Annotated in this window: 35 protein-coding genes; 32 read left to right on the forward strand and 3 right to left on the reverse strand. The window is 60.5% G+C overall.

All coding sequences use genetic code 11. The features are described from left to right. Nucleotides 1–10 precede the first annotated feature (10 nt). The 7 genes from GV819_RS23570 to GV819_RS23600 all read left to right on the forward strand — a co-directional run bounded on the left by GV819_RS23570 (nt 11) and on the right by GV819_RS23600 (nt 4,924). Nucleotides 11–2,677, forward strand: coding sequence for a toprim domain-containing protein (locus GV819_RS23570; protein WP_256667572.1), 2,667 nt, complete (start codon nt 11–13; stop codon nt 2,675–2,677). Nucleotides 2,678–3,145: 468 nt separating this feature from the next. After that, nucleotides 3,146–3,439, forward strand: coding sequence for a hypothetical protein (locus GV819_RS23575; protein WP_161758447.1), 294 nt, complete (start codon nt 3,146–3,148; stop codon nt 3,437–3,439). 11 nt (nt 3,440–3,450) lie between these two features. Then, nucleotides 3,451–3,702, forward strand: a complete 252-nt coding sequence (locus tag GV819_RS23580) for a hypothetical protein (RefSeq protein WP_161758448.1) — start codon at nt 3,451–3,453, stop codon at nt 3,700–3,702. A gap of 62 nt (nt 3,703–3,764) precedes the next feature. Further along, the gene (locus GV819_RS23585) at nt 3,765–4,046 is read left to right on the forward strand and encodes a hypothetical protein (protein ID WP_161758449.1); all 282 of its coding nucleotides are present in this window, start codon (nt 3,765–3,767) and stop codon (nt 4,044–4,046) included. After that, on the forward strand, nt 4,039–4,455 hold the full coding sequence (locus GV819_RS23590; RefSeq protein WP_161758450.1) for a DUF2528 family protein: 417 nt from the start codon (nt 4,039–4,041) through the stop codon (nt 4,453–4,455). Before GV819_RS23585 ends, GV819_RS23590 begins: the two co-directional genes overlap by 8 nt. Further along, nucleotides 4,452–4,682, forward strand: coding sequence for an Arc family DNA-binding protein (locus GV819_RS33840; RefSeq protein ID WP_161758451.1), 231 nt, complete (start codon nt 4,452–4,454; stop codon nt 4,680–4,682). Before GV819_RS23590 ends, GV819_RS33840 begins: the two co-directional genes overlap by 4 nt. Beyond that, nucleotides 4,676–4,924, forward strand: a complete 249-nt coding sequence (locus GV819_RS23600; RefSeq protein WP_161758452.1) for a hypothetical protein — start codon at nt 4,676–4,678, stop codon at nt 4,922–4,924. The genes GV819_RS33840 and GV819_RS23600 overlap by 7 nt, the downstream gene beginning before the upstream one ends. A 593-nt stretch (nt 4,925–5,517) precedes the next feature. On the opposite strand, the gene GV819_RS23605 is transcribed toward GV819_RS23600, so the two are convergent. The 3 genes from GV819_RS23605 to GV819_RS23615 all read right to left on the reverse strand — a co-directional run bounded on the left by GV819_RS23605 (nt 5,518) and on the right by GV819_RS23615 (nt 8,686). After that, a complete protein-coding gene (locus GV819_RS23605) occupies nt 5,518–5,778 on the reverse strand; it encodes an ogr/Delta-like zinc finger family protein (protein ID WP_161758453.1) in 261 nt (86 codons plus the stop codon). A 78-nt stretch (nt 5,779–5,856) separates the two neighbouring features. Further along, nucleotides 5,857–6,723: a phage portal protein gene (locus GV819_RS23610; RefSeq protein ID WP_161758454.1), complete on the reverse strand. Its 867-nt coding sequence runs from the start codon at nt 6,721–6,723 to the stop codon at nt 5,857–5,859. Then, nucleotides 6,635–8,686, reverse strand: a complete 2,052-nt coding sequence (locus tag GV819_RS23615) for a terminase large subunit domain-containing protein (protein ID WP_161758455.1) — start codon at nt 8,684–8,686, stop codon at nt 6,635–6,637. The genes GV819_RS23610 and GV819_RS23615 overlap by 89 nt, the downstream gene beginning before the upstream one ends. Nucleotides 8,687–8,849: 163 nt before the next feature. Here GV819_RS23615 and GV819_RS23620 point away from each other — a divergent pair, with 163 nt between their 5' ends. The 25 genes from GV819_RS23620 (at nt 8,850) to GV819_RS23735 (ending at nt 25,918) form a co-directional block, all read left to right on the forward strand. After that, nucleotides 8,850–9,755, forward strand: a complete 906-nt coding sequence (locus tag GV819_RS23620) for a GPO family capsid scaffolding protein (protein WP_161758456.1) — start codon at nt 8,850–8,852, stop codon at nt 9,753–9,755. 1 nt (nt 9,756) lies between these two features. After that, the gene (locus tag GV819_RS23625; protein ID WP_161758457.1) at nt 9,757–10,788 is read left to right on the forward strand and encodes a phage major capsid protein, P2 family; all 1,032 of its coding nucleotides are present in this window, start codon (nt 9,757–9,759) and stop codon (nt 10,786–10,788) included. Continuing rightward, entirely contained in the window at nt 10,785–11,495 is a 711-nt protein-coding gene (gene gpM, locus GV819_RS23630) for a phage terminase small subunit (RefSeq protein ID WP_161758458.1), read from the forward strand. Before GV819_RS23625 ends, gpM begins: the two co-directional genes overlap by 4 nt. 97 nt (nt 11,496–11,592) lie before the next feature. After that, nucleotides 11,593–12,054 (forward strand): head completion/stabilization protein, encoded by a 462-nt coding sequence (locus GV819_RS23635; RefSeq protein WP_161758459.1) that lies wholly within the window; start codon nt 11,593–11,595, stop codon nt 12,052–12,054. Beyond that, nucleotides 12,051–12,497 (forward strand): phage tail protein, encoded by a 447-nt coding sequence (locus GV819_RS23640; protein WP_161758460.1) that lies wholly within the window; start codon nt 12,051–12,053, stop codon nt 12,495–12,497. Before GV819_RS23635 ends, GV819_RS23640 begins: the two co-directional genes overlap by 4 nt. Beyond that, nucleotides 12,487–13,167, forward strand: a complete 681-nt coding sequence (locus GV819_RS23645) for a phage virion morphogenesis protein (RefSeq protein ID WP_161758461.1) — start codon at nt 12,487–12,489, stop codon at nt 13,165–13,167. Before GV819_RS23640 ends, GV819_RS23645 begins: the two co-directional genes overlap by 11 nt. An 11-nt stretch (nt 13,168–13,178) precedes the next feature. Then, nucleotides 13,179–14,294 (forward strand): DUF2586 domain-containing protein, encoded by a 1,116-nt coding sequence (locus tag GV819_RS23650; protein WP_161758462.1) that lies wholly within the window; start codon nt 13,179–13,181, stop codon nt 14,292–14,294. A gap of 3 nt (nt 14,295–14,297) precedes the next feature. Then, nucleotides 14,298–14,747 carry a phage protein gene (locus tag GV819_RS23655; RefSeq protein ID WP_161758463.1) on the forward strand — a complete coding sequence of 150 codons (450 nt, stop codon included), beginning with the start codon at nt 14,298–14,300 and terminating at the stop codon, nt 14,745–14,747. Further along, nucleotides 14,747–14,959: a TraR/DksA family transcriptional regulator gene (locus GV819_RS23660; RefSeq protein WP_161758464.1), complete on the forward strand. Its 213-nt coding sequence runs from the start codon at nt 14,747–14,749 to the stop codon at nt 14,957–14,959. The genes GV819_RS23655 and GV819_RS23660 overlap by 1 nt, the downstream gene beginning before the upstream one ends. After that, nucleotides 14,956–15,348, forward strand: a complete 393-nt coding sequence (locus tag GV819_RS23665; RefSeq protein WP_161758465.1) for a D-Ala-D-Ala carboxypeptidase family metallohydrolase — start codon at nt 14,956–14,958, stop codon at nt 15,346–15,348. The genes GV819_RS23660 and GV819_RS23665 overlap by 4 nt, the downstream gene beginning before the upstream one ends. 1 nt (nt 15,349) lies before the next feature. After that, nucleotides 15,350–15,565 carry a hypothetical protein gene (locus GV819_RS23670; RefSeq protein ID WP_161758466.1) on the forward strand — a complete coding sequence of 72 codons (216 nt, stop codon included), beginning with the start codon at nt 15,350–15,352 and terminating at the stop codon, nt 15,563–15,565. Then, the gene (locus GV819_RS23675) at nt 15,555–15,917 is read left to right on the forward strand and encodes a DUF1353 domain-containing protein (protein WP_161758467.1); all 363 of its coding nucleotides are present in this window, start codon (nt 15,555–15,557) and stop codon (nt 15,915–15,917) included. The genes GV819_RS23670 and GV819_RS23675 overlap by 11 nt, the downstream gene beginning before the upstream one ends. A gap of 14 nt (nt 15,918–15,931) precedes the next feature. Next, nucleotides 15,932–16,186 (forward strand): hypothetical protein, encoded by a 255-nt coding sequence (locus tag GV819_RS23680; protein ID WP_256667574.1) that lies wholly within the window; start codon nt 15,932–15,934, stop codon nt 16,184–16,186. Continuing rightward, nucleotides 16,183–16,470, forward strand: a complete 288-nt coding sequence (locus tag GV819_RS23685; protein ID WP_161758469.1) for a putative phage tail assembly chaperone — start codon at nt 16,183–16,185, stop codon at nt 16,468–16,470. The genes GV819_RS23680 and GV819_RS23685 overlap by 4 nt, the downstream gene beginning before the upstream one ends. Nucleotides 16,471–16,493: 23 nt before the next feature. Beyond that, nucleotides 16,494–16,634, forward strand: a complete 141-nt coding sequence (locus GV819_RS33845) for a DUF6890 family protein (RefSeq protein ID WP_176707090.1) — start codon at nt 16,494–16,496, stop codon at nt 16,632–16,634. Between the two features lie 6 nt (nt 16,635–16,640). Continuing rightward, complete coding sequence (locus GV819_RS23690; RefSeq protein ID WP_161758470.1) at nt 16,641–18,623, forward strand: phage tail tape measure protein; 1,983 nt, start codon at nt 16,641–16,643, stop codon at nt 18,621–18,623. Continuing rightward, nucleotides 18,620–18,937 carry a DUF2590 family protein gene (locus GV819_RS23695; protein ID WP_161758471.1) on the forward strand — a complete coding sequence of 106 codons (318 nt, stop codon included), beginning with the start codon at nt 18,620–18,622 and terminating at the stop codon, nt 18,935–18,937. The genes GV819_RS23690 and GV819_RS23695 overlap by 4 nt, the downstream gene beginning before the upstream one ends. After that, entirely contained in the window at nt 18,934–20,109 is a 1,176-nt protein-coding gene (locus tag GV819_RS23700; RefSeq protein ID WP_161758472.1) for a baseplate J/gp47 family protein, read from the forward strand. Before GV819_RS23695 ends, GV819_RS23700 begins: the two co-directional genes overlap by 4 nt. Beyond that, entirely contained in the window at nt 20,102–20,626 is a 525-nt protein-coding gene (locus GV819_RS23705; protein WP_161758473.1) for a phage tail protein, read from the forward strand. Before GV819_RS23700 ends, GV819_RS23705 begins: the two co-directional genes overlap by 8 nt. An 8-nt stretch (nt 20,627–20,634) precedes the next feature. Beyond that, the gene (locus GV819_RS23710) at nt 20,635–22,227 is read left to right on the forward strand and encodes a phage tail-collar fiber domain-containing protein (RefSeq protein ID WP_161758474.1); all 1,593 of its coding nucleotides are present in this window, start codon (nt 20,635–20,637) and stop codon (nt 22,225–22,227) included. A 5-nt stretch (nt 22,228–22,232) separates the two neighbouring features. Then, complete coding sequence (locus tag GV819_RS23715) at nt 22,233–22,802, forward strand: hypothetical protein (RefSeq protein WP_161758475.1); 570 nt, start codon at nt 22,233–22,235, stop codon at nt 22,800–22,802. A gap of 20 nt (nt 22,803–22,822) precedes the next feature. Continuing rightward, nucleotides 22,823–23,725 carry a hypothetical protein gene (locus tag GV819_RS23720; RefSeq protein WP_161758543.1) on the forward strand — a complete coding sequence of 301 codons (903 nt, stop codon included), beginning with the start codon at nt 22,823–22,825 and terminating at the stop codon, nt 23,723–23,725. Beyond that, a complete protein-coding gene (locus GV819_RS23725) occupies nt 23,722–24,267 on the forward strand; it encodes a DNA-binding protein (protein WP_161758476.1) in 546 nt (181 codons plus the stop codon). The genes GV819_RS23720 and GV819_RS23725 overlap by 4 nt, the downstream gene beginning before the upstream one ends. Next, nucleotides 24,264–24,968 carry a hypothetical protein gene (locus GV819_RS23730; RefSeq protein WP_161758477.1) on the forward strand — a complete coding sequence of 235 codons (705 nt, stop codon included), beginning with the start codon at nt 24,264–24,266 and terminating at the stop codon, nt 24,966–24,968. The genes GV819_RS23725 and GV819_RS23730 overlap by 4 nt, the downstream gene beginning before the upstream one ends. Further along, nucleotides 24,941–25,918 (forward strand): hypothetical protein, encoded by a 978-nt coding sequence (locus tag GV819_RS23735; protein WP_161758478.1) that lies wholly within the window; start codon nt 24,941–24,943, stop codon nt 25,916–25,918. Before GV819_RS23730 ends, GV819_RS23735 begins: the two co-directional genes overlap by 28 nt. Nucleotides 25,919–25,997 lie beyond the last annotated feature (79 nt).

Raw genomic sequence — 25,997 nt, forward strand, 5'->3', positions numbered from 1 at the left:
GGGAACTCGAATGGATTTCGACGCTATCTATCGAAACGATGTGGTCGACGCGCTGCTGAATGATCGTGACCTGGACTTCAAGAAAGAGAACGAGAAGTACCTGTCAGAGGGTGTATGCCCGCGCTGCAGCAAGCGAGAGCTGTTCATCAGCAAGGCCAAGCCTTACCAACTGAAGTGCAGCCGAGAGGGCAAGTGCCAGTTCGACGAGAAGACCCGAGAGCGCTACAGCTACCTGTTTGAAAACCTGAGCCAACGCTTCCCCAAAACCGACGAGAACCCACACGCAACCGCCGACGCCTACCTACAGCGCAACCGCGGATTCGATGTGGCCAAGCTGGCCGGCTGGTACACCCAGGGCCGTCGCAAGATGAAAACTGAGGAGTGGGCCGACACTGTTCGCTTCTCGCTCTCCAACGGCCACTGGGAGCGCATCATCGACGAGCGCATGGTGGCCGCGAACGAAGGTGTGAAGGCCGGCATCAAGGGCGGTATGAGCTACACCAACAGCGGCTGGATGCCCCCTGGCCAAATCATCGAGCGCAGCGATACCGTTTACGTCGTGGAAGGAATCTTCCATGCGATCGCACTGCATCTTGCAGGCTTCAAGGTCATCGCTTCGATAAGTTGCGTCAACTTCCCCTGGGAGATCGTCGAGGCGAACAAGGGCAAGCTCGTTACCTGGGTGATTGCCCTGGACGACGATAGCGCAGGCCACAAGTACATCCCCAAGTACCTCAAGATGCTGCGCGGCTTGTCAGAGATCGCCTGGGTAGCGCTCGCCGGCGAGCGCGATTGGGACGACGTGTACCGCGATGGCCACCTGGACAAGGCGTTCATGGACGAGGCCTGCTATCGCGGGCGGCTGTTCACGGCCAGCAGCACCCGGAAACTCGCCTACCTGGTGTACCTGCGGCGCCCTTCTGGCTTTTACCTGCTTGAGTTTGGCAATCAGCTCTACTCTGCGCGCGTTAACCAGGCAGAGCTGAGCAAGGCCCTAGGAGAGGAAAAGGTAGAGGGCAATCGGGAGGTCTTCTACAGCAACCTCCGTATCGATCAGATTTCCAACTGCATTCCCAACCTGGACTATCTGGAAAAGGACATTGTTACCGGGGAACAACGCTACTACTTCGACTTCAAGTTCCCAGACCGCACCCGCAGCTGCCAGGCGCCCCTGCCGTCCAGCGCGATCGCCGAGCCTCGCGGCTTCGTGCGCGCCCTGCTCGACTTCACCCCCGGCGGAAATTTCGAGGGTGGTGCCCGCGAACTGGCGATGCTCAAGCACAAATGGCTGAACGACGAGAGGCGACCTGTGCCAACCGTTCGAAGCCTGCCATTCCTGGGCTACGACGAAGAGAGCGGCACCTACTGCTATCCCAAGTTTGGATTCAACAGCGGCAGCGAGCTGGCGGTGAACACCCACGGCTACATCCAGGTGAAAGGGGCAGGCGTGAAAACCTCCTTGGTGAACACCAGGTTCGAACGCGGCGACGACTTCGACGGGGCGTGGTTTCCGGACTTCCTCGCCGTGCACAACCTGAACGGATTGACTTCTCTTGCCTGGTGGACCGCCTCTCTCTTCGTTCAACAGATCGGCACCGAGCAGGCATCGTTCCCGTTCCTGGAACTCACCGGTGACCCTGGCGCTGGTAAGTCCACCCTGCTCCGTTTCCTGTGGCGTCTCATCGGCCGCGACAACATGGAAGGCATCAAACCTAGCGGTACGGGCGCCAGTGCGGTCGGCCTGTCACGGGCCTTCGCGGAAGTGAGCAACCTGCCGGTCGTACTGATTGAATCGGACCGTACCTATGTGGACGCCAACGGCCGCACGGTGACCGTTCAGTTCGGCTGGGACGAAGTGAAGACCCTGTTCGACTACCACGCCCCGCTTCGTGTAACGGGCGCAAAGACCACGGGCAACGAAACCAGGGTGAGTATCTGGCGTGGCGCCCTGGCCATCTCTCAGAACGAGACCGTCGACGGTTCGGAGGCAATCTTGTCGCGGATCGTGCACCTGCACTGCACCACAGAACACCACTCCCTCGCGCTCAAGCCGCTGGCCGACCGCTTGAAGGTGTTGAAAGCAAAAGAGCTGGGCGGGTACTTGCGCAAGTGCCTGGCTAACGAGCAGCAGTGGCTGGCCAGATACTTCGAAGCCTTCCCCCGCTATGAGCAGCGTCTTCAGTCAGTCGGTGCGCTTACTGAGGGGCGAATCGTCCAGTGCCATGCGCAGATCATGGCCGCTGCTTACGCCACACAAGGCCTGTTCTCACAGTGGACGGACCGCGATACCGAGAGCGTGGCCAAACAGCTTGAGGCACGTGCAATCGATAGGCAGCAACGTTGCCGATCGGAGAACCCCACCGCCGCCAAGTTCTGGCAGATCTATCACTACCTGAATGAAGACGTGGTGACGACCATCGACGGTGATGGCGAGCGAGAAGAGATCCGAGAGACGTTGAACCACAGCATCGATAAGGAGCTGATCGGCATCAACATTGAGCACTTCCAACAGGCCTGCAGAAAGGCTGGCCAGGACGTGATTCCGGATACCCAACTGCGCCGCGCCCTAGCCAGTAGCACCACCCACAAGTTCATCGAAACCCGTAAAGCACGCTCCCGTTTGGAGAAGCGTTCTCTGTGGCTGTGGTTCTTCCACAAGCGCGGGGAGGCCGCTTGAAACGTATGGGTGCGAGGGGGGAAAGGGGTGTTCGTGGGCTGATGACTGCTTTTGTGCGAAGCCCAACAGAGCAGCCGGAACATCCGGAACATTTCTATTTAATCGATATAAAACCTAATAAATACAGGTAGTTAGAACACAAAAAATGTTCCGGCACTGCTGGAACATGCCGGAACGCACCGGAACAAAATCTGTTCCGGCATGTTCCGCCAATGTTCCAGTGGGGACTGACCACCGGAACATGGCTGCAGCCCTTGTATAGCGTGGCCTGTAGCCATTTTTACAAAAACCCGTGTTCCGGCATGTTCCGGTGACACCGGAACATTTTCGCACCGCTGGAGGCCCCGTAAATCAAGGGGTCCAGCAATTCAGCTTTCAGATGTTCCGGATGTTCCGGACGTATGAAGGGACTACACACGTTTTTATTTGCGCGGGGATTCCGCGTCAGCACCAGAGAGAGGCAACACCATGCAACTACAAGTCATCACCGGCCATATGGGCACAGGCAAAACCACCAAGCTACAGGCGATTCAAACCGAGCTGGCCAGCCAAGGTATCGACGCACCGATCATCGTCGGTGCGAGCTGCACCACTCCGTTCTTTCTGAACCAGATCTCCAGCCGGGCTATGGCCGGGGCCAAACACTTTCTGGCGGACGACTGCACCAGGGCTCAAATCAAAGCGGTGCACGACCTACGTGCACGCGGCATCAATTCAGGGTTACCGGAGTACTTGGTGATCCACCTGGTGCAGCAGGCTTAAAGGGGACGTCCATGAACATTCGATACAGCGCCAATGCTCTAAACGGGAGTCTGCAATTACCGAGCTACTACGTGGACCTATGCACACCCGAAGATCTTGCCGAAATAGTGACCATTGCGCACTGGCAGGACCATTCAGAAGAAACCCCAACGATCATCACCGTCGTTCACCTGCTGGAGGTCGACGGTCAAGACTTGGGATTGTTTGAAGTGCGCTGTGAGCAGCGCCCTGTATTCACGGCAAGCCAATTGCGGCAAGCCTGATAAAGACGGTGTCGAGGAGTTCGCACCTCCTCGACACCAACCACCACAAGAGGAGCAACACCATGCAAGCACAGCACCCAAGCAGCAGCGATTCGAAGGCTATCACATCACCGGCCGAAGGCATGCAGAAGGCACGTCACTTGATGGCCATCCGCATCGTTGGGACTGCACTTTTCGACTACCAGGTGCAAAAGACGGCGGCCGCCCGGATCCGCCTCGAGTCACTGGCAACCATGGCCCAAGCCCAGGGCGATTTGACCGACATTGAAGCGCTCGTGGTCGCCCAAGTTCTCGCCACTTCCAATAACCCTATCCAGCAGATGCAGGAGCGAAACCATGTCTGAGCAAACCAACATCAAGCGGTACAATGTCAAAGACACCTGGAAGGGCTATGAGGTGACCCTTGAGGTAAACCTTGACCGCCTGACAGCGGAGCGCGCTGGGCTCATCAATAGTTACTGGACCGGGGCTGAAGATCGTGGGGACGAGGAAGACGGCGACCTCATTCGCAGTGTCGTTCACCTGGCCGGGCTCGAGGTGATCTGTGAAATGCTCGAAGACGGCGGTGCCAACTTTTCCAGTGGCTGCAACGATTATCCCGCTCGTTGCGCGACTAGGACCCTTCAGGAAACAGAGGGCTGGGGAGGAGGCATTGATGGGGACGAATTCGGATGGTGTGGAATCCGCGTTGTCGCCGCTGATGTCCAGCTCCCAGACTTTGAGGACTTGGCGTTGGTCGAGGTGGCCTTATGAGCGATTCTCGTGAGCAAGATAAATTTGTGGTGCGTCTGCCGGATGGCCTACGCCCCGAGATCGCGGCCATAGCTCGAATCAACCATCGCAGCATGAATGGGGAAATCATCATCCGCCTGCAGCGCTCTCTCGTCCTGGAACAACTCCAAGCTAAGCAGGACGAACTCATTACCCAGTTGCTCAAACGCATTGATGCATTGGAATCAAAGGAGGCCTCCTCATGCTGATCGACGGACAATTCATCGCCATAAGTGAGGCGCAGTACTCTCACGCCCGCAAACAGCTGGAGCTGCCTTCAGACTTTCACCTGGTCGAAGCCACTGCCCTCCTCCACCACGACACTGGGAACGGCATTGCTCAAATCCCACTGCCTGCCGGGTTGGTCGTCGCAGCTTTTGAAAATACCGCGGGCCATCGTCAGTATGGCGTCGTGACTCTTCCCCCTTTAAAAATCAATTTTAGAGACTAAAAAATAGACTCCCAATCCATAAAGGGCGCTTCGGCGCCCTTTTTTTCCCTCTAGAACCTCAGTTCAAATCAACTAATAACAACACATCAAACATATATACTGCCTATGCCTTCAATTTATCCAACAGCAATCGAATACATCTTTAAGCATGAGAAACCACAACAAAACTCATTGTAATTGATCACAAAATTAAAGCCTTCTAGTGAAGTAAAGACTGAAATACCAAGCTAAAAATTACTTCCTCAAGTTCTACACCAGAGAGCCGCACGCCTGTAAATGATCGGTACAATATTATTTTACTATCAGTTTACAGTTCAAAAAATGTAGATCTTAGAACACTTGACGAATTAAAAAGCCACCATCTAAACTTCGCCAAATCAAGACCTGCCGAATATGGAGTTTTCAGTTATGAGTTCAGTTGTTGCGTCGAAAGAATTTCGAGAGGAGTTGCAGGATTGCCGAAATTCCGTAGCGTTTGCCCTAGAGTTACTGCCCTCTAATTCCGAGTTTTCCGAACATGCTCAAGCCGGGTTTGCGCAGTTCCGGATTGATTGTTTTAACCAGTTCAATGCCATTGTTTCGAAAGTGTGCAGTCACACTGATGGCAATACACCGAGTTGATCAAACAACTCTCGTTGCTGAGCACGGGGCAGGTCGCGGAGACGATCGAACAACAAACGATCAACCGCCTGCGCTGAAGGGCTCAGGGTGTGAGAAAAGGTGAGATTGGCCACCCAGGTGTGACCACACGAGATATCCCCGCACTGGCAGTAGAGTTTGGCAAATTTCTTCGACAGATCATCCCGTGAAGCAATCCGCCCTTTACTGCCACATTCCGCGCAATACACCCGCATCAACTGCCCTCCCCAGGGTTCCTTATTCGGCACTATTATGCCATATCTGTAGTGGCACCTTCTCTAAAGCCGCCCATATCAACTAGTTACAGTAGGGTCAGGCGCGTCCCTCCAAGCAATACGCCGATCGTCTCTTAGCGTGTCATTGAGCTGGTTGAACAGTTGGCAGATCGGCCTGATCTCGTTGCTGGTGTAAACCCGATCGATCTTTTCGATATCGCCAAAGCCACCGCTGTTTTCCGGAATGATCCCTGCCAGCGCCGGGTTCATACGCCATGCGGCGATTACATCGTTGCGGGTGATGTTCTTGACCTTCTCCAGCTCGTCCTTGGCCTGGAAGTCGCCCACGGGGATGATCTGGATTGCCTTCTCTGTTCCCCCCGGGATGTTCACGAACATCGATCTGAAGTTGCCCACGCCCTTACTGGCGCTGATCTGATCGCGCAGGTTGTCCTCGTCTTCTTCCGACAGGTTCGCGTCGTTGGTATAGAAGATGTAGCCCGCGTGGGCCCCGTTGCTGTAATAGCGCCGGCGGAACAGAGTCGCCGCCTCGTTGAGCAATAGCGACTGCAGGCCACCCAGGTAGTCGGGGATGCCATAGATGTTCTGTTCCACGTCGTAGTTCATGACGTGCTCGATCTCGTCCTGGTCGAATTCCTCTTCTTTGCCGTCTTTGCGCAGCATCACGAACCCACCGTCCACCTTTACCCGCATGTTGATCGCCGGCAGGTGCTCCAGCTCCAGCACCTGCCCGAAGGCGTTGGAGTGGCGCAGTAAATACGCCTCGCCGAACACCACGAAATCCAGGAAGGCACGGCCTGCAGTGGCGACCCCACAACCCTGCGACGGGATGAACTCACGCAGCAATAGGTTTCGCTTGAACCCTGGAATGGCGCCGTGGTGAGCGTTTGCGCGCAGCAGTTTGGCCAGGCCTTGGCGGGACACCGGCGGCGTGTAGATCCGTCCGTTGTCGCTGGCGAAGACGCCCAGGTACTGCCCGATATTCTCGGTCAGTACCTGCTCTGGTGCCCCGAACGAGAAGGCCCGCGTGGGCCGTCGTGCCGGAATTACCTGGTGCTCTTTTTTTGTGTTGGCCATTACCTGATCCGCTGAGTGCATAGCGACTGCGCCGCTGCTTGTTGGTGTTGAGGGGTTCATGGGCCAGGGCATGCATGATTGCCCAGGCCACATCGGCGTGGCCGGTGGCGTCGGTGCGCGATGCGCTATAGGTCACTTGGCCGCTGTTGGTGGTGCCGCGCTTAATTGTCAGGAACGCCTGGGCTATGTCGTTCCAGCCCGCGTCCCACTCAATCCGGCTTCCCATGATCGTGTCCTGGGCTTTGAGCACCAGCGCGTTCTTGGCCTCAAGGCTGTAGTGAATAGCCGTTGCACGCGGGTAGAAGTCGCGCACCAGGTCATACACGCCGTACCCGATACCGGTGGTATCGATGCCGATGTGTTGAACGTTGAAACGTTCGGTGAGCTTCTTGACCTGGGCCGCCTGGTACGTGAACGAATGCCCACGCCAGCTGTGCTTTTCCAAAATCCGGAACTTGGCCCCGGGCTCCAATGGCGGCGCGATGACGACACAGGTGGCGTCGTCACGGGTGCGACTGGGGTCATACCCCAGCCAGACGGGGCTGTTGCCAAAGGGCCGCTCATGGTCGGGGTCGAAGTCGGTCCACAACGACTGATCGGAGTAACAGCGTTCCAGATCCTTGAGGGCGAAGGCGCTCTGAGTGCTGTCGATGAACTTGCACATGAACAGCTGCTGAAATTTGTCCTCGTCATACTCAAGCTGCAGTTGCTCCAGGTTGAACAAATTGCAGCCGCCGGCGAGCGCATCCAGGATGGTGATGATCTTGCGCCACTGCCCATCCGGGCAGGTTGCGCCCGCTGCAATCTGGTCGTCGCTGGGCCATGGTTTTTTGGCGTCCGGGTGCTTGCCGTTGCGGAACTTCTCCCCAGTCCAGAACGGATAAGCCTGGTGCGACACGGCGCTGGGCGTCGAAAAGTAGGTTTTGCGCCATTTGAAGTGGGTGCCCATGGCACTAGCGGTGTTGTTCAGCTTCTCGAAATCGCGGATCCAGAAGTATTCGTCGACGTACACATGGCCGTGGTAGCCCTGGGCGGTTGCCCCGTTTGTACTGAGAAAGCGCAGCTCGGCCCAAGGCTTGCCATTCTTGCTGAGCACTATCGGGTTTCCGGTCAGCTCCAGACCGAACCACTCCTGGGCAAAGGCGATGATGTAGCTACGGAAAATCTCAGACTGGGCGCGGCTGGCGGATAGAAAGACCTGGTTGTCCCCGGACAGCACCGCGTCCATGAACGCCTCGCCGGCGAAGTAGTAGGTCAGACCCACCTGGCGGCTTTTGAGAATGTTCCGGATCCGCATCGTCAGCGGATTCTGTTTGGCCGCGAACAGCTCCTTCTGATAGCCGTACATCTTGCTTATAAACTTGTCGAGAAAGTCGACCTCGGTCAGCTCGCTGACGTCGTTCTTCACCTTCTTTTCGCGCTTCTTGCCACCTTTGTCGCCGCGCTCCCGGCGATCACCACGCGACCGATCGCGGCCGTCCTGGTGCTCTGCAGGCGGCTCACCGATCGGCGTCGGCACTGGCTTTAGGCATTGCTTAGCCAGGCGCTCGCGAAGCGTTGTGAGGCGGTCCAGCTCGTTCAACTCGCCCGGGGTCAGCGTGCCCGGCTTTTCAAGTAACAAGGTGATACGGCGGCTGACGGCGGTCAGCGGCTCCTCATCCGTGAGCATGTCCTCCCAGCCGCCCTGGCGGATCCAGTAATAGACGATCCGGATGTTCGGCAGGTTGAGTTGCGCCTGAATTTCCTTCGCCTTGTGGCGGCGCAGAAATAGGCGTTTTGCGGCTTCTTTGACTTCGACTGAATAGAACATGGGCCGCAGTCTATGCGGCGAAAACGCGGGAAACGCGGGGTTAAATTCCGCCTTCTTCCTAGATCGTGAATCTAGGAGAACCGCAGATTTGAACCGTTTGTTTGGGCCGGAATCGCTCCCTATCGTGGCGGCTCATTCAACCGATTGAGCGCAGTTAACGCCCATGCCCCGTTCCCTTGTTTCGTTCTGGAAACGCGTCGCCACCAGCGGCCTGACCGCCGATGGTCGGGATATTCTGGCCCAGGATCTGCGCGACATCGCCGAGACCTACAAGCCGTCTTTCTACACCGCTGTGATCTGGTGCGACCACGAACGCTGGCCGGGCTCCCACGGCACCGTCTATGCGGTGCGTCTGGTCGAGGAAGGCGACGATCTGCAACCAGGTGAGGTTGCGCTTGAGGCGCAATTGAAGCCCAACGACCAACTGCTCTACCTCAATGATCGCGGCCAGAAGCTGTTCACCAGCATCGAGATCACCCCGAACTTCCGAAAGACAGGCAAAGCGTACCTGACCGGCCTGGGCGTCACCGACGAACCCGCAAGCGTAGGCACCCAGGAACTGTACTTTTCGAAACGCTCCAACAAGACCGCCTATTACGCCGCTTCGGTGGCCATCGGTTCGTTCCGTGACGCCCAGCCCCAGGGTGAGATCGGCCGGCTCGCGGCCATGTTCACGCGCCTGTTCAAGCACTTCGGCCTCGAAGAAACCCCCGCAACCCCGCAAACCCCAACCGAGAGCAAACCCCCAATGGATGAAGCTACAGCCAAGGCGCTGCAGGCATTGCTGGAGCAGCTGTTGCTCGTTGCTGCCGGCATTCAAGCAGTGATCGAGCCCGCCACGTCTGAAATCGAAGAGCCCGAACAGGCTCCAATCGACGATGTTGAAGCCGCAGTCGCCGGCATTGTTGAACAGGCCGAGGCCGATCGTGAGTTCGCCCGAAGAGGCAATACCGACAAACGCCTGGCCAACATCGAAAGCCTGCTGACCAAGGCCTTCAGCACCGTCAAAACCCGTCAGGTATCGCGCACCACTGGCCCTGCCGGCCCTGCCAAGAAGCGGGTGGTCTGACATGAGCAAAGCACTGTCCAATCATGCTTTGAATCAGTACTGCTTGCTGCGCTTGGCGATCGCCGAGGCGTACAGCGTCGACGACGCCAGTCAGCAGTTCAGCGTTGAACCGTCCGTAGCCCAGGAACTCAACGACAAAATCACCGAGAAATCGGACTTTCTGGGTCGCATCAACGTAATCGGCGTATCCGAGGTCAAGGGCGAAAAGGTCATGCTCGGCGTGTCTGGCCCGGTGACCAGCCGCACCAACACCAAGACCACCGATCGCGAAGCCCGCGACGTTTCCGGCCTGGATAAGCACGGTTACGAGCTGTTCCCGACCGAGTCTGACGTGGGCCTGCCGTACGCCAAGATCGATGCATGGGCGAAGTTCCCCGACTTTGCCGAGCGCTACGCGGCAGCTGTTCAACGGCAGATTGCCCTGGACCGCATCATGATCGGCTGGCACGGCACCCACGCGGCGCCGCAAACCGACCTGAAAGCCTTTCCAATGCTGCAGGACGTGAATAAGGGCTGGCTGCAGATCGCCCGCGAACAGATCCCGGCTCAGGTGCTCAAGGAAGGTAAAGAGGCCGGCAAAATCACCCTCGGTGTCGGCGGCGACTACGCCAACCTCGACCTCTTGGTGCATGACGTCAAGCAGATGATCGACCCGGTCCACCGCGACGCCGGCGACCTGATTGCGATCATCGGCAGCGACCTGCTGGCCCATGACAAGGGCAAGTTGTACTCCAAGCAGGGCGACACCCCGACCGAGAAGGAGCGTATTGAAGGCGCCCAGGTGATTGCCACCTATGGCGGTCTGCCCAGCTTCATCGTCCCGTTCTTCCCGGTGGACGCTGTCACGGTCACCAGTTGGGACAACCTTTCGATCTACTTTCAGGACAGCAGCTGGCGCCGCCAGTTGGTCGAGAACCCGAAACGCTCGCGCACCGAGGATTACAACAGCCGCAACGAGGGCTACGTGATCGAGCAACTGGAGAAATTCGCAGCTGCCGAAAACGTGGTAGTGCTGCCGGTGCCTGCGCCATGAGCCTGGCCCTGGCGCACAAGCGCCGTCTCTTGGCGTTGGGGCCAGAGTTAGCCGCCGCTCAACTGGCGGTGGCTTACTCCCCCGACACCGCCCTGGCCAGCCCTGCGAACGCTCAAAAACACCTGCAGTTGATGGTGTCGGCGCTGGCCGGTGATCTGGAGCGCATCAGCGCGATCAATAGCCGCGACGACCGCCAGAAGCTCAAGCGCGACGAGTTGTTACCCAAGTACCTGGAGTACGTGACGCGCTACCGCGACAGCAGACTGAACTACCCCAACCCGGTGGTGATGCAGGTCCTGGTGTGGTTGTTCGACACGGTCCAGTTCGAACTGGGCCTGGAGCTGGCGAACTTCGCCATTGAGCAAGGCCAGACCATGCCGGAGCGCTTCAACCGCGACGTGCCGACCTTCGTTGCAGACGAGCTGATCGACTGGGCCGAGGCCGAACACAAAGCCGGCCGCAGCCCTGAGCCTTACGTCTCCAACCTGCTGACCTGGGTCGATGGCCGCTGGGATCTGTTCGAACGCATCCCGGCTCGCTACCACAAGTTGCTCGGCATCTTGGCCATTGAGGCCAAGGACTGGGCGAAGGCAATCACCCACTTTGAGCGTGCCACCGAGCTTTACAAGGAGATCGGCGTAGGGACGCGCCTGGACGGCGCACGCAAGGCACTTGCCAAACAACTGGCCCCACCGGCCACCGAGTAACCGACTACCCCCCCAGCGGGGAACTGTGGACGTGAGTCGGCCATTTATGGCCCGCCCTACGAGAAACAGTTTCCCCGCCCTATTCGAGCGACCAGCAATGAGCTTTTCGGGTAAACCCACCACCTTTGTGGAACTGCAGATCGAGAACGACGGCTTCTGGCCGAACCTCTCGCTGTCGCAGTTTCAGAAGGCCTATCGCCTTCCTGGGGAGTACCTGGTGGAAACGCTGGTCGATGGTTTGACCACTGCCATGGCCGAGGTCAATACCGACCTGGCCAAGTGCAAAGCCAAATGGCAGGACGCTGGCATAGACAGTGTGAGCACCGCTGATTCGCGCCTTCTGCCAGAGCGCACTTTCAAGGTTGCGACCTATCACCGTGCCGTCTACTGCCGCGCAAAAGCCAACCTGCTGACCCAGTTCGTGACCATCATCCGCCGCGACAGCGCCGAGAACCTGGGCAAGGAACTGCCGGACCGTCCGGAAACTTTCCTGGCATTCAGTCAACAGGCCGTGCGCTCGCTGCAGGGCCGTGGCCGCATCACGGCGGCGCTGCTATGAACAAGCTCCGCGCCCTGACCACTTACTTGATCGGCCTCAACCTGGTGCTGCCCGAGCAGATCGACAGCTGGGCCGAGCAGGTCAACCTGGATCTGATTTGGAAACCAGGCACCCAAGGCCTGCACATGGGCGACATGCGTTACCGCGCCGTGTTCGTGATCGAGCGATTCGCCGGCAACCCGGCGTTGCTGATGGCGCTGCTGGGCGGCTGGCTGGAATCCAACGATTCCGATCGCGACGACGACCTGCCGGCGCCGACCTTTGCGGTGGACCAGGTCACCCCGGACGAAGCCGACTTGGAACTGACCCTGGAGTTCATCGAGCCCCAGCACCTGGCCGAAGACCCCAATGGCCTGATCGATGCCTTCGGCAAGAAGTGGGGCCTGGTCGCCTTCGACCTGTGGACGGCCGAACACGGCGAGGTGCGCGGCCATGGCGCGTAGCACCTTTGAACTGGATGTTCGGGGCCACCTGGGCGTGCGTGAACAACTGGCCCTGCTGAGCCTGCCGCCGCAGTTGCGCCGGCGCCTGCTGAACAACGTCACCAAGCGCATACGGACGATGAGCCGTAAGCGGATCCGCGAGCAGCAGAACCTGGATGGCTCACCCTTTGAAGCGCGCAAGGGCGATAGCAAGGGCAAAAAGAAGATGGAAGCCGGCCTGGGCAAGCTGCTGCAGGTGACCCGGGTCAGTCCGGACGAAGCCGTCCTGGGTTGGCGCAACGGGTTGACCAGTTGGGTCGCTGCCCAGCAGCACAACGGCACGTCGGAGCGCCGTACCGCTGCCCAGATGCGCCGGTGGAACAAGGTTCCCGAAGGCCTGGCCGCGACCGACAAACAGGCCAAGCGGCTGCGCCGGCTGGGCTTCAAGGTACGCCAGAAGGGCAAAAAGAGCCTGACCCGGCCCGCAGTGGCGTGGATCCAGGAACACGTCGGGTACGCACAGGCGGGCCTGCTGATTCGCATTCTTTCCGATGAAAAAGCCGAAGGCACCGGTGCGCAAAGCTGGGAAATCACCCTGCCCAAACGCCAGTTCCTGGGCGTCAGCACCGATCGGGACACCAGCTTGCTGGTGAACCAGGTGCTGGAACAAATCCTCAATTCACCCCGCTAACGAGGCACTGCATGGCACTCGGCAAAGTCAGCGTCAACAATCTCAACCTCGGCCAGGGCGCCGTGACCGAGATCGAGCGCTATTTCCTGATCATCGGTCCCGGCGCCAAGAACGTCGGCCAGTTGATCCCCTTGAACACCGACAGCGACCTGGAAGCCCAGTTGGGCATTCCTGACAGTGACCTGAAAACCCAGGTCAAGGCCGCACGCCAGAACGGCGGCGACCGCTGGGCCTGTGTAGCGGCTCCGATCGCTGCCGACGGTGACTGGACCGGCGCCCTGGAAAAGGCCCAGCAGCAAGGCTTTTCAGTCGAAGCGGTGCTGCTGACCAAACCGGTCAGCACCGGCGCCGAACTGCTGGCCATGCATGACGCGGCCGAGGCCGTCGCCAACACCTACGGGCGCCGCCTGTTCGTGATGGCGTCTGCGCCTGGTATCACCGTTCAGCAGACCTGGAACGAATACCTGGTCGAGCGCAAAGCGCTGACCAAGGACGTATTGGCGCCGCGCGTCCTGCTGGTTCCCCAGCTGCATGGCAACGACCTGGGCGTGCTCGCCGGCCGCCTGGCCAACGCTGCCGTGAGCATCGCTGACAGCCCAATGCGCGTGGCCACGGGGTCGTTGCTGGGCCTGGGCCCGACGCCAGTGGACAAGGAAGGAATCCCGCTGCCTTCCGCCATCCTCGCCGAGCTGGACAAGGCCCGTTATTCGGTCCCTCAGACCTACCCGGACTATCCCGGGGTGTACTGGGGCGACGGCAACATGCTCGACGCACCGGCCAGCGACTACCAGGTGATCGAGTACCTGCGCCTCGCTGACAAGGCCGCTCGCCAGGTCCGGCCGCTGCTGATTCGTCGTGTCGCCGATCGGCGCCTGAACACCTCGCCGGCGAGCATGGCCGCCGCTGTCAGCGCGTTTATGAGGCCCCTGCGCGCCATGGCCAAGTCCACCACCTTTGCCGGCCAGGTGTTCCCGGGCGAGATCGAATCGCCCAAGGACGGCGACGTGGTCCTGACCTGGAAGAGCAAAACCAGCGTCGAGCTGTTCCTGAAAATCAAACCCCTCAACTGCCCGAAAGACCTCACGGCGAACATCGCCCTGGATCTTTCCAACGACGATTCGGAGTAACCCATGTCGCGTATTGGTGGCAAAAACTTCGACATTGCCCTGGGGGATCTCCAGGCCCACGTCGAGAGCTGCACCCTGGATATCACCGACAACACCGCCGTGGCGCAGTCCCGGGGTGTTCCGGACGGCTACGTCGATGGCGACGTGGCGGCCAGCGGTGAACTCGAGTTCGACAGCAACAACTTCAATCTGTTGATCGAGGCCGCACGCACTGCCGGCAGCTTCCGCCAGCTGGAGCCCTTCGACGTGGTGTTTTTTGCCCAGGCGGGCCAGGAGGAACTGCGCATTGAGGCCTTCGGCTGCAAGTTGAAGGTCTCCAGCCTGCTCAGCGTGGACCCCAAGGGCGGCGAAAAGACCAAGCACAAGGTGCCGTTTGACGTCACCAGTCCGGACTTTATCCGCGTGAACGGCGTGCCGTACCTGGCTGCAGCCGAGATCGAGGGCCTGCGCTGATGGTGTGCCCGTTCGATCGCGCCCAGGAGCTGGAGCAACGCCAGCGTGACCAGGCGATCACTGCTCAGCTTGCCCTGTCGCGTCCGAACGGGCCGAGCCTGACCCATTGCGAGGACTGCGATAAGCCGATCCCCGAGCAGCGTCGGGCACTGGGCGGCATGACTCGCTGTGTGCCGTGCCAATCCCTCTTTGAACAAGGACAACGTCGATGAGCAATACCCGTTGGCCGAACTTTTCGGCCAAAGAGCTGCGCTGTAAATGCGGCAAGTGCGGCAGTGACGGCAGCGAGATGCAGCCCGAGTTCATGGACAGCCTGCAGCAGCTGCGCGAGCGGTTCGGCAAGCCGATGGTACTCAGCAGCGCGTACCGCTGCCGCCGGCACCCCGAAGAGGCCAGGAAAGCCGAACCAGGCGAGCACGCCATGGGCCTGGCCGTCGACGTGCAGATCCGTGGTGCCGACGCCGTGCAGATCCTGCACCTGGCGCTGAACCTGGGCTTTACCCGAATCGGCATCAGCCAGAAGGGCAATAGCCGCTTTATTCACCTGGGCCGCGCCCCGATCGGCGGACGCCTGCCAAGCCCTGCACTGTGGAGCTACTGAGATGAACCGCCTGTTGATTGCCGTCTCTTTCGTCGCCGTGGCCCTGGTGGGCTGTGCGCTGAGCGATTCCCACGCCGTGGTGGCGCGCAGCGCTTCCACCCTGGTGGCCGCGTACTGCAAGACCCCGGCGCCGGCGCGCGCGTTGCTGCGCGCCCAAATTGCCGCCGATACCGCGCCAAACCGCATCCAAGTGGGGTGCGCCGCCGATGCCCTTTAGAAGTTCGCTTGAGGTCAAGGCCGTGTTCGGCACCAAGCAATGGCAGCTCACGCGGCCGCTGTTCTACGTGACAGCCGACAACCGATCGGTGGTCGTGCACGTGGGCTACCGCACCGACCTGGCCAGCGTGCCGCGCCCGGTGTGGTGGCTGATCCCACGTGATGACGAATTTGCCCGCCGGCCTTCGGTGATTCACGACTTCATTTACACCCACGGCACGGCCAAGTTCACCAAGGCCGAAGCTGACCAGGTCTTTTATGACGCCTTGCTCGAGGAGGGCATGCCCAAGCCCTTGGCCTGGCTGATGTTCGCCGCAGTGCGCATCGGCGGCCGTGGCAACTGGGGGCGTTAATGGAGCTTTCAGCGATGGCTATCAGCGTGCTGTTGATGCTGACCGAGCTGGTTTTGACCGGCGTGGTCGGCTTCCAGGTGTTCCTTTTCAAACAGGTCAGTGCGGCCCGCCGGGAGCACCTGGAGCTGCGCATCGAGATAGCCACGCACAACGGGCGAATGGAGTCGTTCGACAAAGCCCTGGAGAAGCTCGAGGCGCGATTTGAGAAACGCCTCGAGCAGTGCCTCGACACCTATTTCAACAACCTCAACCAGAGAAACAGACCATGACCCAATCCCGCGAAATCACCCTGGAAATCGGCGAAAAAGAATTCAGCTTCACCCTGTCGCCCCAGGACGTGACCAAGTACTTCAACGCCATGACCGCAACCAACAAGGTCGCGCCGTCGCACAACCTGCTGAGCACCACCGTCAACCAGGAACAGCGCGCAGGCCTGCGTGAGTTGCTGGCCAACCCGGTGACGACCATGCAGATCGCCGGCGCGCTCCTCGAGGAGTACGCACCTGACGTCGAGATCATCGTAAAAAAGCCCTCGAACGCGCTGACCGCCTGACCGAAGACGGCCTGGGCCAGTTGATGGCCCTGACAAACCGCTGGCTGCCTGGCGCTGAGCCCTCAATCGAGAACATGGGCACAGCGCAGTGGCTGGAAAACGAGCACTGGAGACGCATGGAGATTGCCGTGGCAAACGGCATCGCCCATGCGTTGAACGGATAAAAAAGCATGGCTGACCGCAGCGCCCGCCTGGACTTCATCCTGGCCCTGACCGACAAGGTCACCGCACCGTTGGGCAAGGTTAAAACAGGGTTTTCCAACCTGGCCGAACAGAGCGAGAAGAACATCAAGACGATGGGGCTTGGCCTGGCAGGCATGACGGGCGCTTTTGTCGGCATCAATGAATCGCTGCAGCCCGCCCTGGAGATGAACCGCGCCCTGGGCGAGGTCCGATCGCTGGGCGTGGCTGAGGACGCGTTGACCTCGCTCAATCAGAAAGCCCTGGAGTTCTCGGTGAACTACGGCGAGAACGCCCGGGACTTTGTGGCCTCGGCGTACAGCATCGAGGGCGCTATCAAGGGCCTGACCGGCAGCCAGCTGGCGACGTTCACCAACGCCAGCAACCTGTTGGCCAAGGCCACCAAATCGGACGCAGACACCATGGGGGCCTACGTCGGCACCATGTACAACCTGTTCAAGGGCCAGGCCGATGCCATGGGGAAGGCGGAATGGGTCGAGAAAATGAGCGGCCAGACGGCCCTTGCGGTGCAGCTGTTCCGCACGGACGGCGCGCAACTCAAGGACGCATTCAAGGAAGTCGGGGCGATCGCCACCGCCGGCGGCGTCGACATTGCCGAGCAGTTCGCGGTGATCGGCTCGCTCAGCAGCACCATGGAAGGCGGCGACGCCGGCGGCCGGTACAAGGCGTTCTTTGAAAACCTCGGCGCCGCGTCTGAAAAGATGGGCATGAAGTTCACCGACAACCAGGGCAAGGCCCTGCCCATGCTCGACATCATGGCCAAACTGGAAGGCAAGCTGGGCGACCTGACCAGCGCATCGGCCGGCACCAAACTCATGGAGGCCTTCGGCGGCGAAGGCGCCCAGGTGATCGGGGCGCTGGCCAAGGACTCGGACCGCCTGCGCAACAGCATGGACAAGCTGGGCAAGGTGCGCGGCCTGGAAGAGGCCGAGAAGATGGCCCAGGCCATGGTCGACCCGTGGCAACAGTTCGCGGCCGCGATCGAGGCGCTGCGCATTGCCTTCGGCCAGGCACTGATTCCGATCCTGACACCCTTGATGGCCAAGCTGACCAGCATCGCCGGCACGCTGACCCGCTGGACTCAGCTTTTCCCGAACATCACCCGGGTGATCGGCATCACCACGCTGACCATCCTGGCGATCATCGCCACCATTTCCTTTCTGACCTTCGCTGTCGGGGCCTGCCGCATGGCTTGGATGGCCCTGGTGACGATCTGGAAAGTGGTCCAGCTAATCAACCTGCGCACCGTGGCGGGTTTCCTCCTGCAGGCGGCGGTGATCGCCGTCTATGTGGCGGGTCTGACCGTGCTCTACACCACCATGGGCATCATCCGTGTGGCCATGATGCTGTGGCAGGGCGTGATCTGGTTGGTCAACGTGGCGTTGACGGCGAACCCGATCGGCGTGGTGGTGATGGGCATTGCCGCCCTGGTCGCGATCGTGATCGCCGCCGTCTACTACTGGGACGAGTGGACCGCGGCCCTGACCAACAGCGAGGCCTTCAAGTGGGTGCTCGAGCAGCTGCAGGCGCTTTCTAACTGGTTCGACTCAATGGGCGGCTGGGCCGGCATGGCCAAGGGCGCGTGGGACGGGATCGTGGGCATCTTTCAGAAGGCCATCAACGGCCTGATCGAGATGATCAACAAGATCCCCGGCGTGAATATCGAAGCCCGCCTGGGCGATATGCCGCAGATCCCCGGCGCCGAGCAGGCGGTGAACGCCGCAGAGGTGGCCAGCGCTTCGCAGAAAGCCCAGCAGACCATCAGCGGAGCCATTCCAAGCCTGTCGCCGGCGCGGCCTAACGCGGTGCCCCCGGGCGGCCTGCTGACCAGCATCCAGAACAACAGCAGCCAGAACAGCGGCACCCGCGTTGAGAACGTGAACATCCACACAGGGAAAGCCATGACCCCGCTGGAGCTTGAAAACATGATGGCCATGTCGGTGGGCGGATGAGCGAATACATAGACCTTTGGATCGTCGACAACGACCTGGTGCTGGATCCGTCCCGACAGCCGCTGCTGATCGAGGACCGGGCCAGTATCGCCCAGGACATCGCCCATATGATCCGCGACAGCGGCCTGTTGGTGACCCTGGTCGCCGAGCGTGATCGCCTCCGGCAGCGTGACTGTATCCAGCAACTGGAGCTGCTGGTGGAGTCGGACGAGCGCCTGGTGCCGGGCACCGCACTCATCACCCAGCTGCAGCCAGGCCAGTACCTGGTCACGGCTACCACCCTGCAATTTGGCAATATCGAGGTGACGTTGTGAGCGACGTAGATTTCAAGCGGGCATTGAGTGACGCCGGCATTCCCACCACCGAGGCCGGCCTGCGCCAGGCCTGGGAGATCGAGGTGGCGGCCCAGGGCTGCAAACTGAGCAACACCAGTACTTATTCGCCGTTCTGGCGTGTGGTCACCGCCCTGGTGACCAAGCCGGTTATGTGGATCCTCGACTTCTTTGTCAGCACGGTTCTGCCGAACTTTTTCGTCAAGACCGCCGGCGGCGCCTGGCTGGATATGCTGGCCTGGGCGGTTAACGTGACACGCAAGGGCGCGACAAAGGCCGAGGGCGTGCTGCTGTTCACCCGCATGACCGCCGGCGGCGCCCTGGTCGTACCCGCCGGAACCCTGATCCAGTCTGCAGCAATCAATGGCCACGTTTACCAACTGGCCACCACCGTGGCCGGCGCCTTCACCGATGGCCTGATGCAGTTGGAGATCCCGGTGAAGGCCACCGACGCCGGATCCGGCTACAACCTGGCCCCGGGTTACTACGCCATCCTGCCCGTGCCGGTGCCGGGTATCGCCCAGGTGGTCAATAACGACGGTTGGTTGATTGCACCAGGTGCAGATCCTGAGCCCAACGACGAGCTGCGTTTGCGGGTGCGAAACCAGTTCTCGGCGGTCAACCAATGGCACACCGACGCGGTATACCGGGCCATGATCTCGACCTTCCCGGGCGTACGGCCGGACGGGGTCTATTTCGAGCATGGCGCGCCACGCGGCCCGGGCAGTGCCAACGCCTTTGTGTTGTTCGAAGCCGGTGTGCCGGCGGCGACGTACCTGGAGCAGATCAACGCCCATATCCGCGACCAGGGAAACCATGGCCACGGGGATGACCTGCTGGTGATGGTGATGCCGGAGACCTTCCACGCGCTGCAGGTGGAAATCTGGCCACGTTCAACCGTCACCGTCGAGCAGCGGCAAAAGCTGCAGGACGAGGCCGAGCAGTTCATCAGGGCCGCATTCCGCGAGAGCACCGCCAGTGACTACCAGCCGACCCTGACTTATCCACAGTCGCGCTTCTCCTTTAGCCGCCTGGCCGAGGAGCTGCACCAGCAGTTCGCCGGCATCGAGTCGCTGCACTTTGCCACCGACGACATTCTGGCCGAGCTGAACATTCCCCGGATCCAGAGCCTGCAGGTGGTGCTGCGTGATTAAGATCAACCTGAAGTTCTGGCTGGCCGGCACTGAGCTTACAAAGCTCAAACAGGCCGCACAGGCCTGGTGGGAAAAGGTCGAGGGCTGGCTGCGCTGGCCCTTGCTGCAGATGGACGCCGACACCTGTCACCTGGTGGTGCTCGACCTGTTGGCCTGGCAGCGCGACATCAGCCGCTTTAAGGGCGAGCCCGAAAGCTTGTACCGGCTACGGGTCAAGTACGCATTCATCAACGCCGTGGACGCCGGCAGCACGGCCGGGATGAAACGCATCCTGGAGCGCCTGGGCGTGGGCTACGTCGAGATCGAGGAGCGTGAGCCGGATCGGGACTGGGATGTGGTGCTGCTCCGCTTCTCTGACTCGCAACTGTCGCAGAACCCCGAGCTGCTGCGTGTGCTGATCCAGCAATACGGGCGCACCTGCAGGCGATACGACTTCTCGACCATCACACCGGTGCGCCTGTCGGCCACCATCGTTCACTTCCACGACGATCAGCAAACGCTGGTCGCCAGCCTGTAGGAGCCCCCATGGGAGCCAGCATTACCCTTGCAGGTGAAAACCTGATCGCCCAAAAACAAGCCGCCAACACAGGGCTGAAAGTCTCTCGATTCATTTTTGCCCATGTACCCGGCTTAGACACAGGTGGTTTGGTGGATCGCGCTGCAGGTAGACCAGCTGCCGCGCAGATCGTCCACACCCAACCAATCGGAGACGACCAGGCCGGCTATGTGAACCCTAACCAGGTCGTGTACAGCGCACAGATCGGTTCCGACATCGGCGACTGGGACTTCAACTGGATCGGACTGGAGACGTCCGAGGGAGTGTTGTTTGCCGTGGCCTATGTGCCACTCCAGCAGAAGCGCCGGAACATCCCGCCGCTGCAGATCGGTAACAACCTGACCCGCAACTTCCTGGTGGTGTTCGACGGCGCCCAGGCGCTGACCGGAATCACCATCGATGCCAACACCTGGCAGCATGACTTCACCGTACGACTGGCCGGCATCGATGAGCGCGAGCGGCTGAGCAATCGTGACGTGTTTGGCCGTGCCTGTTTCTTCGGCAGTTCGCTGCAAATGGAAAAGGTCGGAGCCACGTATCAAGTCAAACCGGGCACTGCGTACATCGAAGGTATTCGGTTGGACAGTGCAGTGGCTTTGCCGATCGTGCCACCAGTGTTCCCCACAACGGCTTGGCTTGATGTTTCGCTTCAGCGAGAGCAGAACGATGCGGTGGCCAGCTGGCAAGTGGTGTGTGCGGCCGAATGCCCGGACTACATCGATAGTGGCGGCGTAAAACACTATTGCGTGCCCATCGCCGACCTTGCCAGCGTGAATGCCCTTTCTGACCGCCGCTCTGTAGAGGCGATCGGCGGGCCGCTGGTGCAGCATTTCGCTGCTCGCGTAGGTGATTACGTGAACCTGCGGGCCCGTGCAACCACAAAGGACGACGTCGAACTGGGCAATCTGCCCAATGCTTTGAGCGACGACCCGGATACCAACAGCAGCGCCATTCTGGCCACCACGAAGGCGGTGAAAGCTGCCGCTACCGTGATTTGGGCTGCTATCGCCAATGTCGTGTCAGGTGTAACAGTGGTCGGCAAAGCGGCCAAACTCGCGGCTTTGCGCAAGATCTCCCTCAATGGCGCCGTTACGGGGAATGTCGATTTTGACGGTTCCACCGATGTGGTCATAACCGTGGCTGCGACTCAGGCCACCGAGGCGGTACCAGGTGGTGCAAAGGTGGCTACCCAGGCACAAGCCAACGCAGGGACCGACGACACGGCCTATATCACTTCAAAAAAAATGCGTTGGGGTTTCACGGTCAGCTTCACAACAAACGGCTACATCGTGTTTCCCGTATGGCTGGGTGGGCTGATCATTCAATGGGTCAGCTTTACGACATCAGCGTCAGGAGGCACCACCGTTCCCTACCCGATGGCTTTCCCCACTCAGTTCCTTGGCTGTGCGGGGCTACCGCAAATCGCGGGCACCCTTACGAGCTCGCTTTATTTCGAAGGCGTTCCAACGACCACCAGCATGGTGGTTAGCGGCTCATCTATTACCCCTTCCTATGTCGGCAGGGCCAGCCTGCCGGCAAAACTTTTCCTGATCGGGAACTGATAAACATGAGCCGTTACTACAGCCAACTGACCGGTTGCACCTACTTGACTCGCGTACACAGCGTCATGCCAGAGGATGCCAAGCTAATCAGCGAGGAGCGGTATCTATCTGTTATTGCTGAGCCTGCTCCGGGAAAGGTCCGAGGGCATGACCTCGAGGGCCTGCCGATCTTGATCGACCCGCCACCCATGCCTTTGGACGATCAATTGAAACGGCTCTACAACAGTCAATTTGAAGCAATCAATCGTTCGTGCGAGTTGGCAATAACGGGCGGCTTTTGGTCCAGTGCCCTGGGCGCTCCCTACCTCTATAACAGCCAGCTGGATGATCAATTGAACCTGACCGGCGTCATTCTTGCTGGGCTGGATACTTTGTATGCCTGCCGTGACGAGGCCGGAGTTAAAGACTTTCGAGACCATACCTTGGCGCAGATCCGCCAGGTGGGTGATGACTTCACCGCATTTAAATTGCAGCTACTGCGCAAGGCGAACCAGCTCAAGCAACAGTTGGACAAGGCCCTGGCCGCCGGTGATCTCGCGGCGATCGAGGCGGTGACCTGGGAGAGCGTTCAGTGAATACCTGGGCACCGGTGACCATGCGCTGGCCTGAGCAGGCCACCCAGTGGATGGGCGAGTTGTCTGCAGCCAAGGACCTGGCCGGCGGCGAGTTGGCCAGCACCGCGCAACGCCTGGCGGGCCTGGACGGTATGGCCAGCACCAACCCGGGGCCGGTCGGCGCCGCTGCTGCAGGCGCGATCGCCGCCGGTCGCGCCGCACTGGCCGGCCAGATGGGCGACGCGCCGGCGTGCCTGGCGGTGACCCCGTTTCAAAGCGGGATCGGCCAGGGCCGTGGGCATCAGCGTTTTCTGTCCGCGCCCAACTTGCTGCAGCAGCTGGCCGACAAACTGACCGACGCCGGCGACGGCGGCTTGCCGATCGGGCCGCAGTACGCGCTGTCGATCCTGTTCCTGGGCACGCGCTACGACCAGTTGGCCGACACCCTGGCGCGCTTCAATGCGCTGTTGCCGATTCCTGACCTGGTGCGCACTGAGCGACGTGCTCGTCACCTGGCCCAGCTGGAGACTGAAAAGTGGGTGATGCCCCAGGCCGGCCCGCTGCCCCGTTGGCAGTCGTTGCCCCTGGAGCGCTGCACGGTGGTCAAAGCAGCCAAGCAATCGATGGCCGGTCAGATCGCCGTGCTGGAAAGCTACGCGGCCGACAGCTCGCCCATGGGTGACCTGGCTGCACTGGCGGGCCGCAAGGCCGCTCAGCAGCAGGGCCGCGACCAGCAACTGAACGACTTGAAAGCGTTGCTCGCCGGCGGCAATGCAGACCACAGCATGCGCGCGCGGATCCTGGGCCCCGGCAACACCACCGAGCTGCGCCGGTCCCTGCTCGAGGGCGACGCCCCGGGGCATGAATGGGTGCTGTCTGCCGGTGTGCTGCTGGTTGGGTCGCACCAGGGCCTGAGCTTTGTTCGTGAACTGGTGGGCCTATGACGCTTTTACTCGACGGCCAGCAAGTCCGGGGCAAGCGGCTTAAGGTCACCGCCAACCTGCGTATTGAAAGCGACGACCTGTCTGGCCAAACCAGCAACACCGAGACGGCCCACAAGGGCTTCAAGCCCAAGACCCTGGCAGTCACGCTGATGATTCCATTTGTTGACCAGGTGCAGCTGCGCGACCTGATGCGCCTGGCCGAGGCCACCGCCGGCGGTGGCCAGCTCAAGATGTACCGCATAGTCAACGACACGGCCGCAGCCTTTGGCATCCGCGAGGTGCAGTTTTCAGAGGGGGTCAGCGCCCGACAAGATGACTCGCTGAACGCCTGGCTGGTCCAGTTCACCCTGTCCGAAAAGCTGTCGAACCCGGAAAAGGTCGAGAAGCGCCGCGCCGGCAATGCGGTCAGCGCGCAAGCGGCGCCCGGGCAGGCCGTGAGTGGTGAAGGTGGCAGCGGTACCGGCGAGGCTGCCCAGGAGCTGAGCGGCTTTGAATCGGTCCTGAAAAAGGTGGATGACTACCTGGGCGGCGGCAAGGCATGAAACTGCACAAGGTGCTGACAATCGGTGGCCAGGCCTATGTCCTGGTCAAGGACGACGTGCGGCTGGACAGCAAAAGCCCCGGCCGGGCGACATTCACTATCCAGGCCGGGGCCCCGGTCAAAGGCCTGGTAACGCTGGATATCGGCTACAACGAGCGCACGCTGCAGCGCCATTTCATCGGCTACGTCGAGCGATCGACCGCGGTTAATGCGATGCAGCAGATCTTGGTCTGCCGCGAACTGGCGGCGATCCTGGCCAACCCGCTGCCGCTCAACCTGCGCCACGTCGACCTGCAGGCGGTGCTGGCCGAGATCAGCACCAAAACCGGGCTTCGCTTTCGGGCGCCTGATCAGCCGTACGCCAGGGTTAAGGCGCCGTTCTTCTACAGCCTGGCCACCGGCTACCTGGCCATGGACAGCCTGGCCCAGGTGTTCAACATCCCCGACTTTATCTGGCAACAGCAGGGCGACGGCGAAGTCTTTGTGGGCAGTTGGGCCGACAGTTTCTTCGGCACCCGGGCACCGCTGCAGCTGCCCAACGGGCTGTTTGACGGCTACCAGGGCAATCAGAGCGCAGTGGTTGCGGTCCTTCCAGGACTTCGCCCGGGCGCTACCTTCAACCAGGGCGAGAGAATCACCAGCGTGACCCTTGCCGGCAACCAAATGGCGATCAAATGGACGACGCAATCCGTCGCAGCGTAGAGCGGCAATTCCCCGAACTCACTGGCGGTTACCACCTGCCACGCTTTGGCCGGGTGGTGGCCGTTCCGGATGCGCCGGCGGCGCCCGGGCTGTGCGACGACTTCCGGCCGCGCTTTGGCGTCGACGTCGAAGTGCTGCTGCCCGACGGGGAACCAGATCCAGCGCTACCGATCCTGAGCGGCCTGCCGCTGCCGGCGCCGATGGGCGGGCAAGAAGCCGGCATGTTCGGCTTCCCCGAGGAAGGCACCACCGTTGTGGTCAGCTTCGCCTATGGCATGCCGAACAAGCCCTTTATTACCCAGATCCTGCCGCACGGCCTGAGCCTGCCCCGGGTGCCGAAAGGCGACCAGGTCTGGCAGCACAGCGAGGCGTGCCAGCAGCGCGTCGACGCCGATGGCAACTGGTTGCGCCAAACCGATGGCAAGATCCAGGACAAGGCGATCGAGCGCGAAGTGGAAGCCCTGGAGAACATCGAGAGCTTCCAGAATCACACCAGGACGGTCGACGACCATTCGAAAGAGTCAGTGGGTGGGATCAAGACGATCGAGGCACTGGGCGCGCTCAAGCTGCTGTCGGGCGGGTCCGCAAGCCTGGCGGCCGTAGATGACCTGCACCAGGCCACCGGCCGCGACCTGAACCTGGTGGTGGGCCAGAAGCACAACGCCACGGTGGGTGGCGACATGGAGGAAAGGATTCAGGGGCTGCGCAAAAGCGTGGCGGGTGTGAGTCAGCAGTTGTTGGCGTCGAAGAATTGGATCGGGTCCGGCAGTGTGAATTTGTTTCAGGTAGTGAGCGATATGCTCGACCTGCTGCAGCAGATGAACATCCAGTTGGCTGCCCACACCCACGCACCAGGGCCAACGCCAAGCTCGACTGACGCGACAGCATTCACAGAGAAAGCGGCACAAGCTTTGGTTCTAGCAACGAAACTGAAACCGATCACGCTCTGATCCCCACTGATACTCCCCGTCAACTCATAAATTTTAAGCTCCTACTTGGATATTCCTAGCAGGGCAGGGTTTGTGCTGT

The sequence above is a fragment of the Pseudomonas sp. Fl5BN2 genome (assembly GCF_009908205.1).
In the GTDB taxonomy this organism is placed as follows: Bacteria; Pseudomonadota; Gammaproteobacteria; order Pseudomonadales; family Pseudomonadaceae; genus Aquipseudomonas.

What these genes read in the sequence shown, in the direction of transcription:
- GV819_RS23570 (WP_256667572.1), top strand. Translation starts at nt 11, where the DNA reads ATGGATTTCGACGCTATCTATCGAAACGATGTGGTCGACGCGCTGCTG.
- GV819_RS23575 (WP_161758447.1), top strand. Translation starts at nt 3,146, where the DNA reads ATGCAACTACAAGTCATCACCGGCCATATGGGCACAGGCAAAACCACC.
- GV819_RS23580 (WP_161758448.1), top strand. Translation starts at nt 3,451, where the DNA reads ATGAACATTCGATACAGCGCCAATGCTCTAAACGGGAGTCTGCAATTA.
- GV819_RS23585 (WP_161758449.1), top strand. Translation starts at nt 3,765, where the DNA reads ATGCAAGCACAGCACCCAAGCAGCAGCGATTCGAAGGCTATCACATCA.
- GV819_RS23590 (WP_161758450.1), top strand. Translation starts at nt 4,039, where the DNA reads ATGTCTGAGCAAACCAACATCAAGCGGTACAATGTCAAAGACACCTGG.
- GV819_RS33840 (WP_161758451.1), top strand. Translation starts at nt 4,452, where the DNA reads ATGAGCGATTCTCGTGAGCAAGATAAATTTGTGGTGCGTCTGCCGGAT.
- GV819_RS23600 (WP_161758452.1), top strand. Translation starts at nt 4,676, where the DNA reads ATGCTGATCGACGGACAATTCATCGCCATAAGTGAGGCGCAGTACTCT.
- GV819_RS23605 (WP_161758453.1), bottom strand. Translation starts at nt 5,778, where the DNA reads ATGCGGGTGTATTGCGCGGAATGTGGCAGTAAAGGGCGGATTGCTTCA.
- GV819_RS23615 (WP_161758455.1), bottom strand. Translation starts at nt 8,686, where the DNA reads ATGTTCTATTCAGTCGAAGTCAAAGAAGCCGCAAAACGCCTATTTCTG.
- GV819_RS23620 (WP_161758456.1), top strand. Translation starts at nt 8,850, where the DNA reads ATGCCCCGTTCCCTTGTTTCGTTCTGGAAACGCGTCGCCACCAGCGGC.
- GV819_RS23625 (WP_161758457.1), top strand. Translation starts at nt 9,757, where the DNA reads ATGAGCAAAGCACTGTCCAATCATGCTTTGAATCAGTACTGCTTGCTG.
- gpM (WP_161758458.1), top strand. Translation starts at nt 10,785, where the DNA reads ATGAGCCTGGCCCTGGCGCACAAGCGCCGTCTCTTGGCGTTGGGGCCA.
- GV819_RS23635 (WP_161758459.1), top strand. Translation starts at nt 11,593, where the DNA reads ATGAGCTTTTCGGGTAAACCCACCACCTTTGTGGAACTGCAGATCGAG.
- GV819_RS23640 (WP_161758460.1), top strand. Translation starts at nt 12,051, where the DNA reads ATGAACAAGCTCCGCGCCCTGACCACTTACTTGATCGGCCTCAACCTG.
- GV819_RS23645 (WP_161758461.1), top strand. Translation starts at nt 12,487, where the DNA reads ATGGCGCGTAGCACCTTTGAACTGGATGTTCGGGGCCACCTGGGCGTG.
- GV819_RS23650 (WP_161758462.1), top strand. Translation starts at nt 13,179, where the DNA reads ATGGCACTCGGCAAAGTCAGCGTCAACAATCTCAACCTCGGCCAGGGC.
- GV819_RS23655 (WP_161758463.1), top strand. Translation starts at nt 14,298, where the DNA reads ATGTCGCGTATTGGTGGCAAAAACTTCGACATTGCCCTGGGGGATCTC.
- GV819_RS23660 (WP_161758464.1), top strand. Translation starts at nt 14,747, where the DNA reads ATGGTGTGCCCGTTCGATCGCGCCCAGGAGCTGGAGCAACGCCAGCGT.
- GV819_RS23665 (WP_161758465.1), top strand. Translation starts at nt 14,956, where the DNA reads ATGAGCAATACCCGTTGGCCGAACTTTTCGGCCAAAGAGCTGCGCTGT.
- GV819_RS23670 (WP_161758466.1), top strand. Translation starts at nt 15,350, where the DNA reads ATGAACCGCCTGTTGATTGCCGTCTCTTTCGTCGCCGTGGCCCTGGTG.
- GV819_RS23675 (WP_161758467.1), top strand. Translation starts at nt 15,555, where the DNA reads ATGCCCTTTAGAAGTTCGCTTGAGGTCAAGGCCGTGTTCGGCACCAAG.
- GV819_RS23680 (WP_256667574.1), top strand. Translation starts at nt 15,932, where the DNA reads ATGGCTATCAGCGTGCTGTTGATGCTGACCGAGCTGGTTTTGACCGGC.
- GV819_RS23685 (WP_161758469.1), top strand. Translation starts at nt 16,183, where the DNA reads ATGACCCAATCCCGCGAAATCACCCTGGAAATCGGCGAAAAAGAATTC.
- GV819_RS33845 (WP_176707090.1), top strand. Translation starts at nt 16,494, where the DNA reads ATGGCCCTGACAAACCGCTGGCTGCCTGGCGCTGAGCCCTCAATCGAG.
- GV819_RS23690 (WP_161758470.1), top strand. Translation starts at nt 16,641, where the DNA reads ATGGCTGACCGCAGCGCCCGCCTGGACTTCATCCTGGCCCTGACCGAC.
- GV819_RS23695 (WP_161758471.1), top strand. Translation starts at nt 18,620, where the DNA reads ATGAGCGAATACATAGACCTTTGGATCGTCGACAACGACCTGGTGCTG.
- GV819_RS23710 (WP_161758474.1), top strand. Translation starts at nt 20,635, where the DNA reads ATGGGAGCCAGCATTACCCTTGCAGGTGAAAACCTGATCGCCCAAAAA.
- GV819_RS23715 (WP_161758475.1), top strand. Translation starts at nt 22,233, where the DNA reads ATGAGCCGTTACTACAGCCAACTGACCGGTTGCACCTACTTGACTCGC.
- GV819_RS23720 (WP_161758543.1), top strand. Translation starts at nt 22,823, where the DNA reads ATGCGCTGGCCTGAGCAGGCCACCCAGTGGATGGGCGAGTTGTCTGCA.
- GV819_RS23725 (WP_161758476.1), top strand. Translation starts at nt 23,722, where the DNA reads ATGACGCTTTTACTCGACGGCCAGCAAGTCCGGGGCAAGCGGCTTAAG.
- GV819_RS23730 (WP_161758477.1), top strand. Translation starts at nt 24,264, where the DNA reads ATGAAACTGCACAAGGTGCTGACAATCGGTGGCCAGGCCTATGTCCTG.
- GV819_RS23735 (WP_161758478.1), top strand. Translation starts at nt 24,941, where the DNA reads ATGGACGACGCAATCCGTCGCAGCGTAGAGCGGCAATTCCCCGAACTC.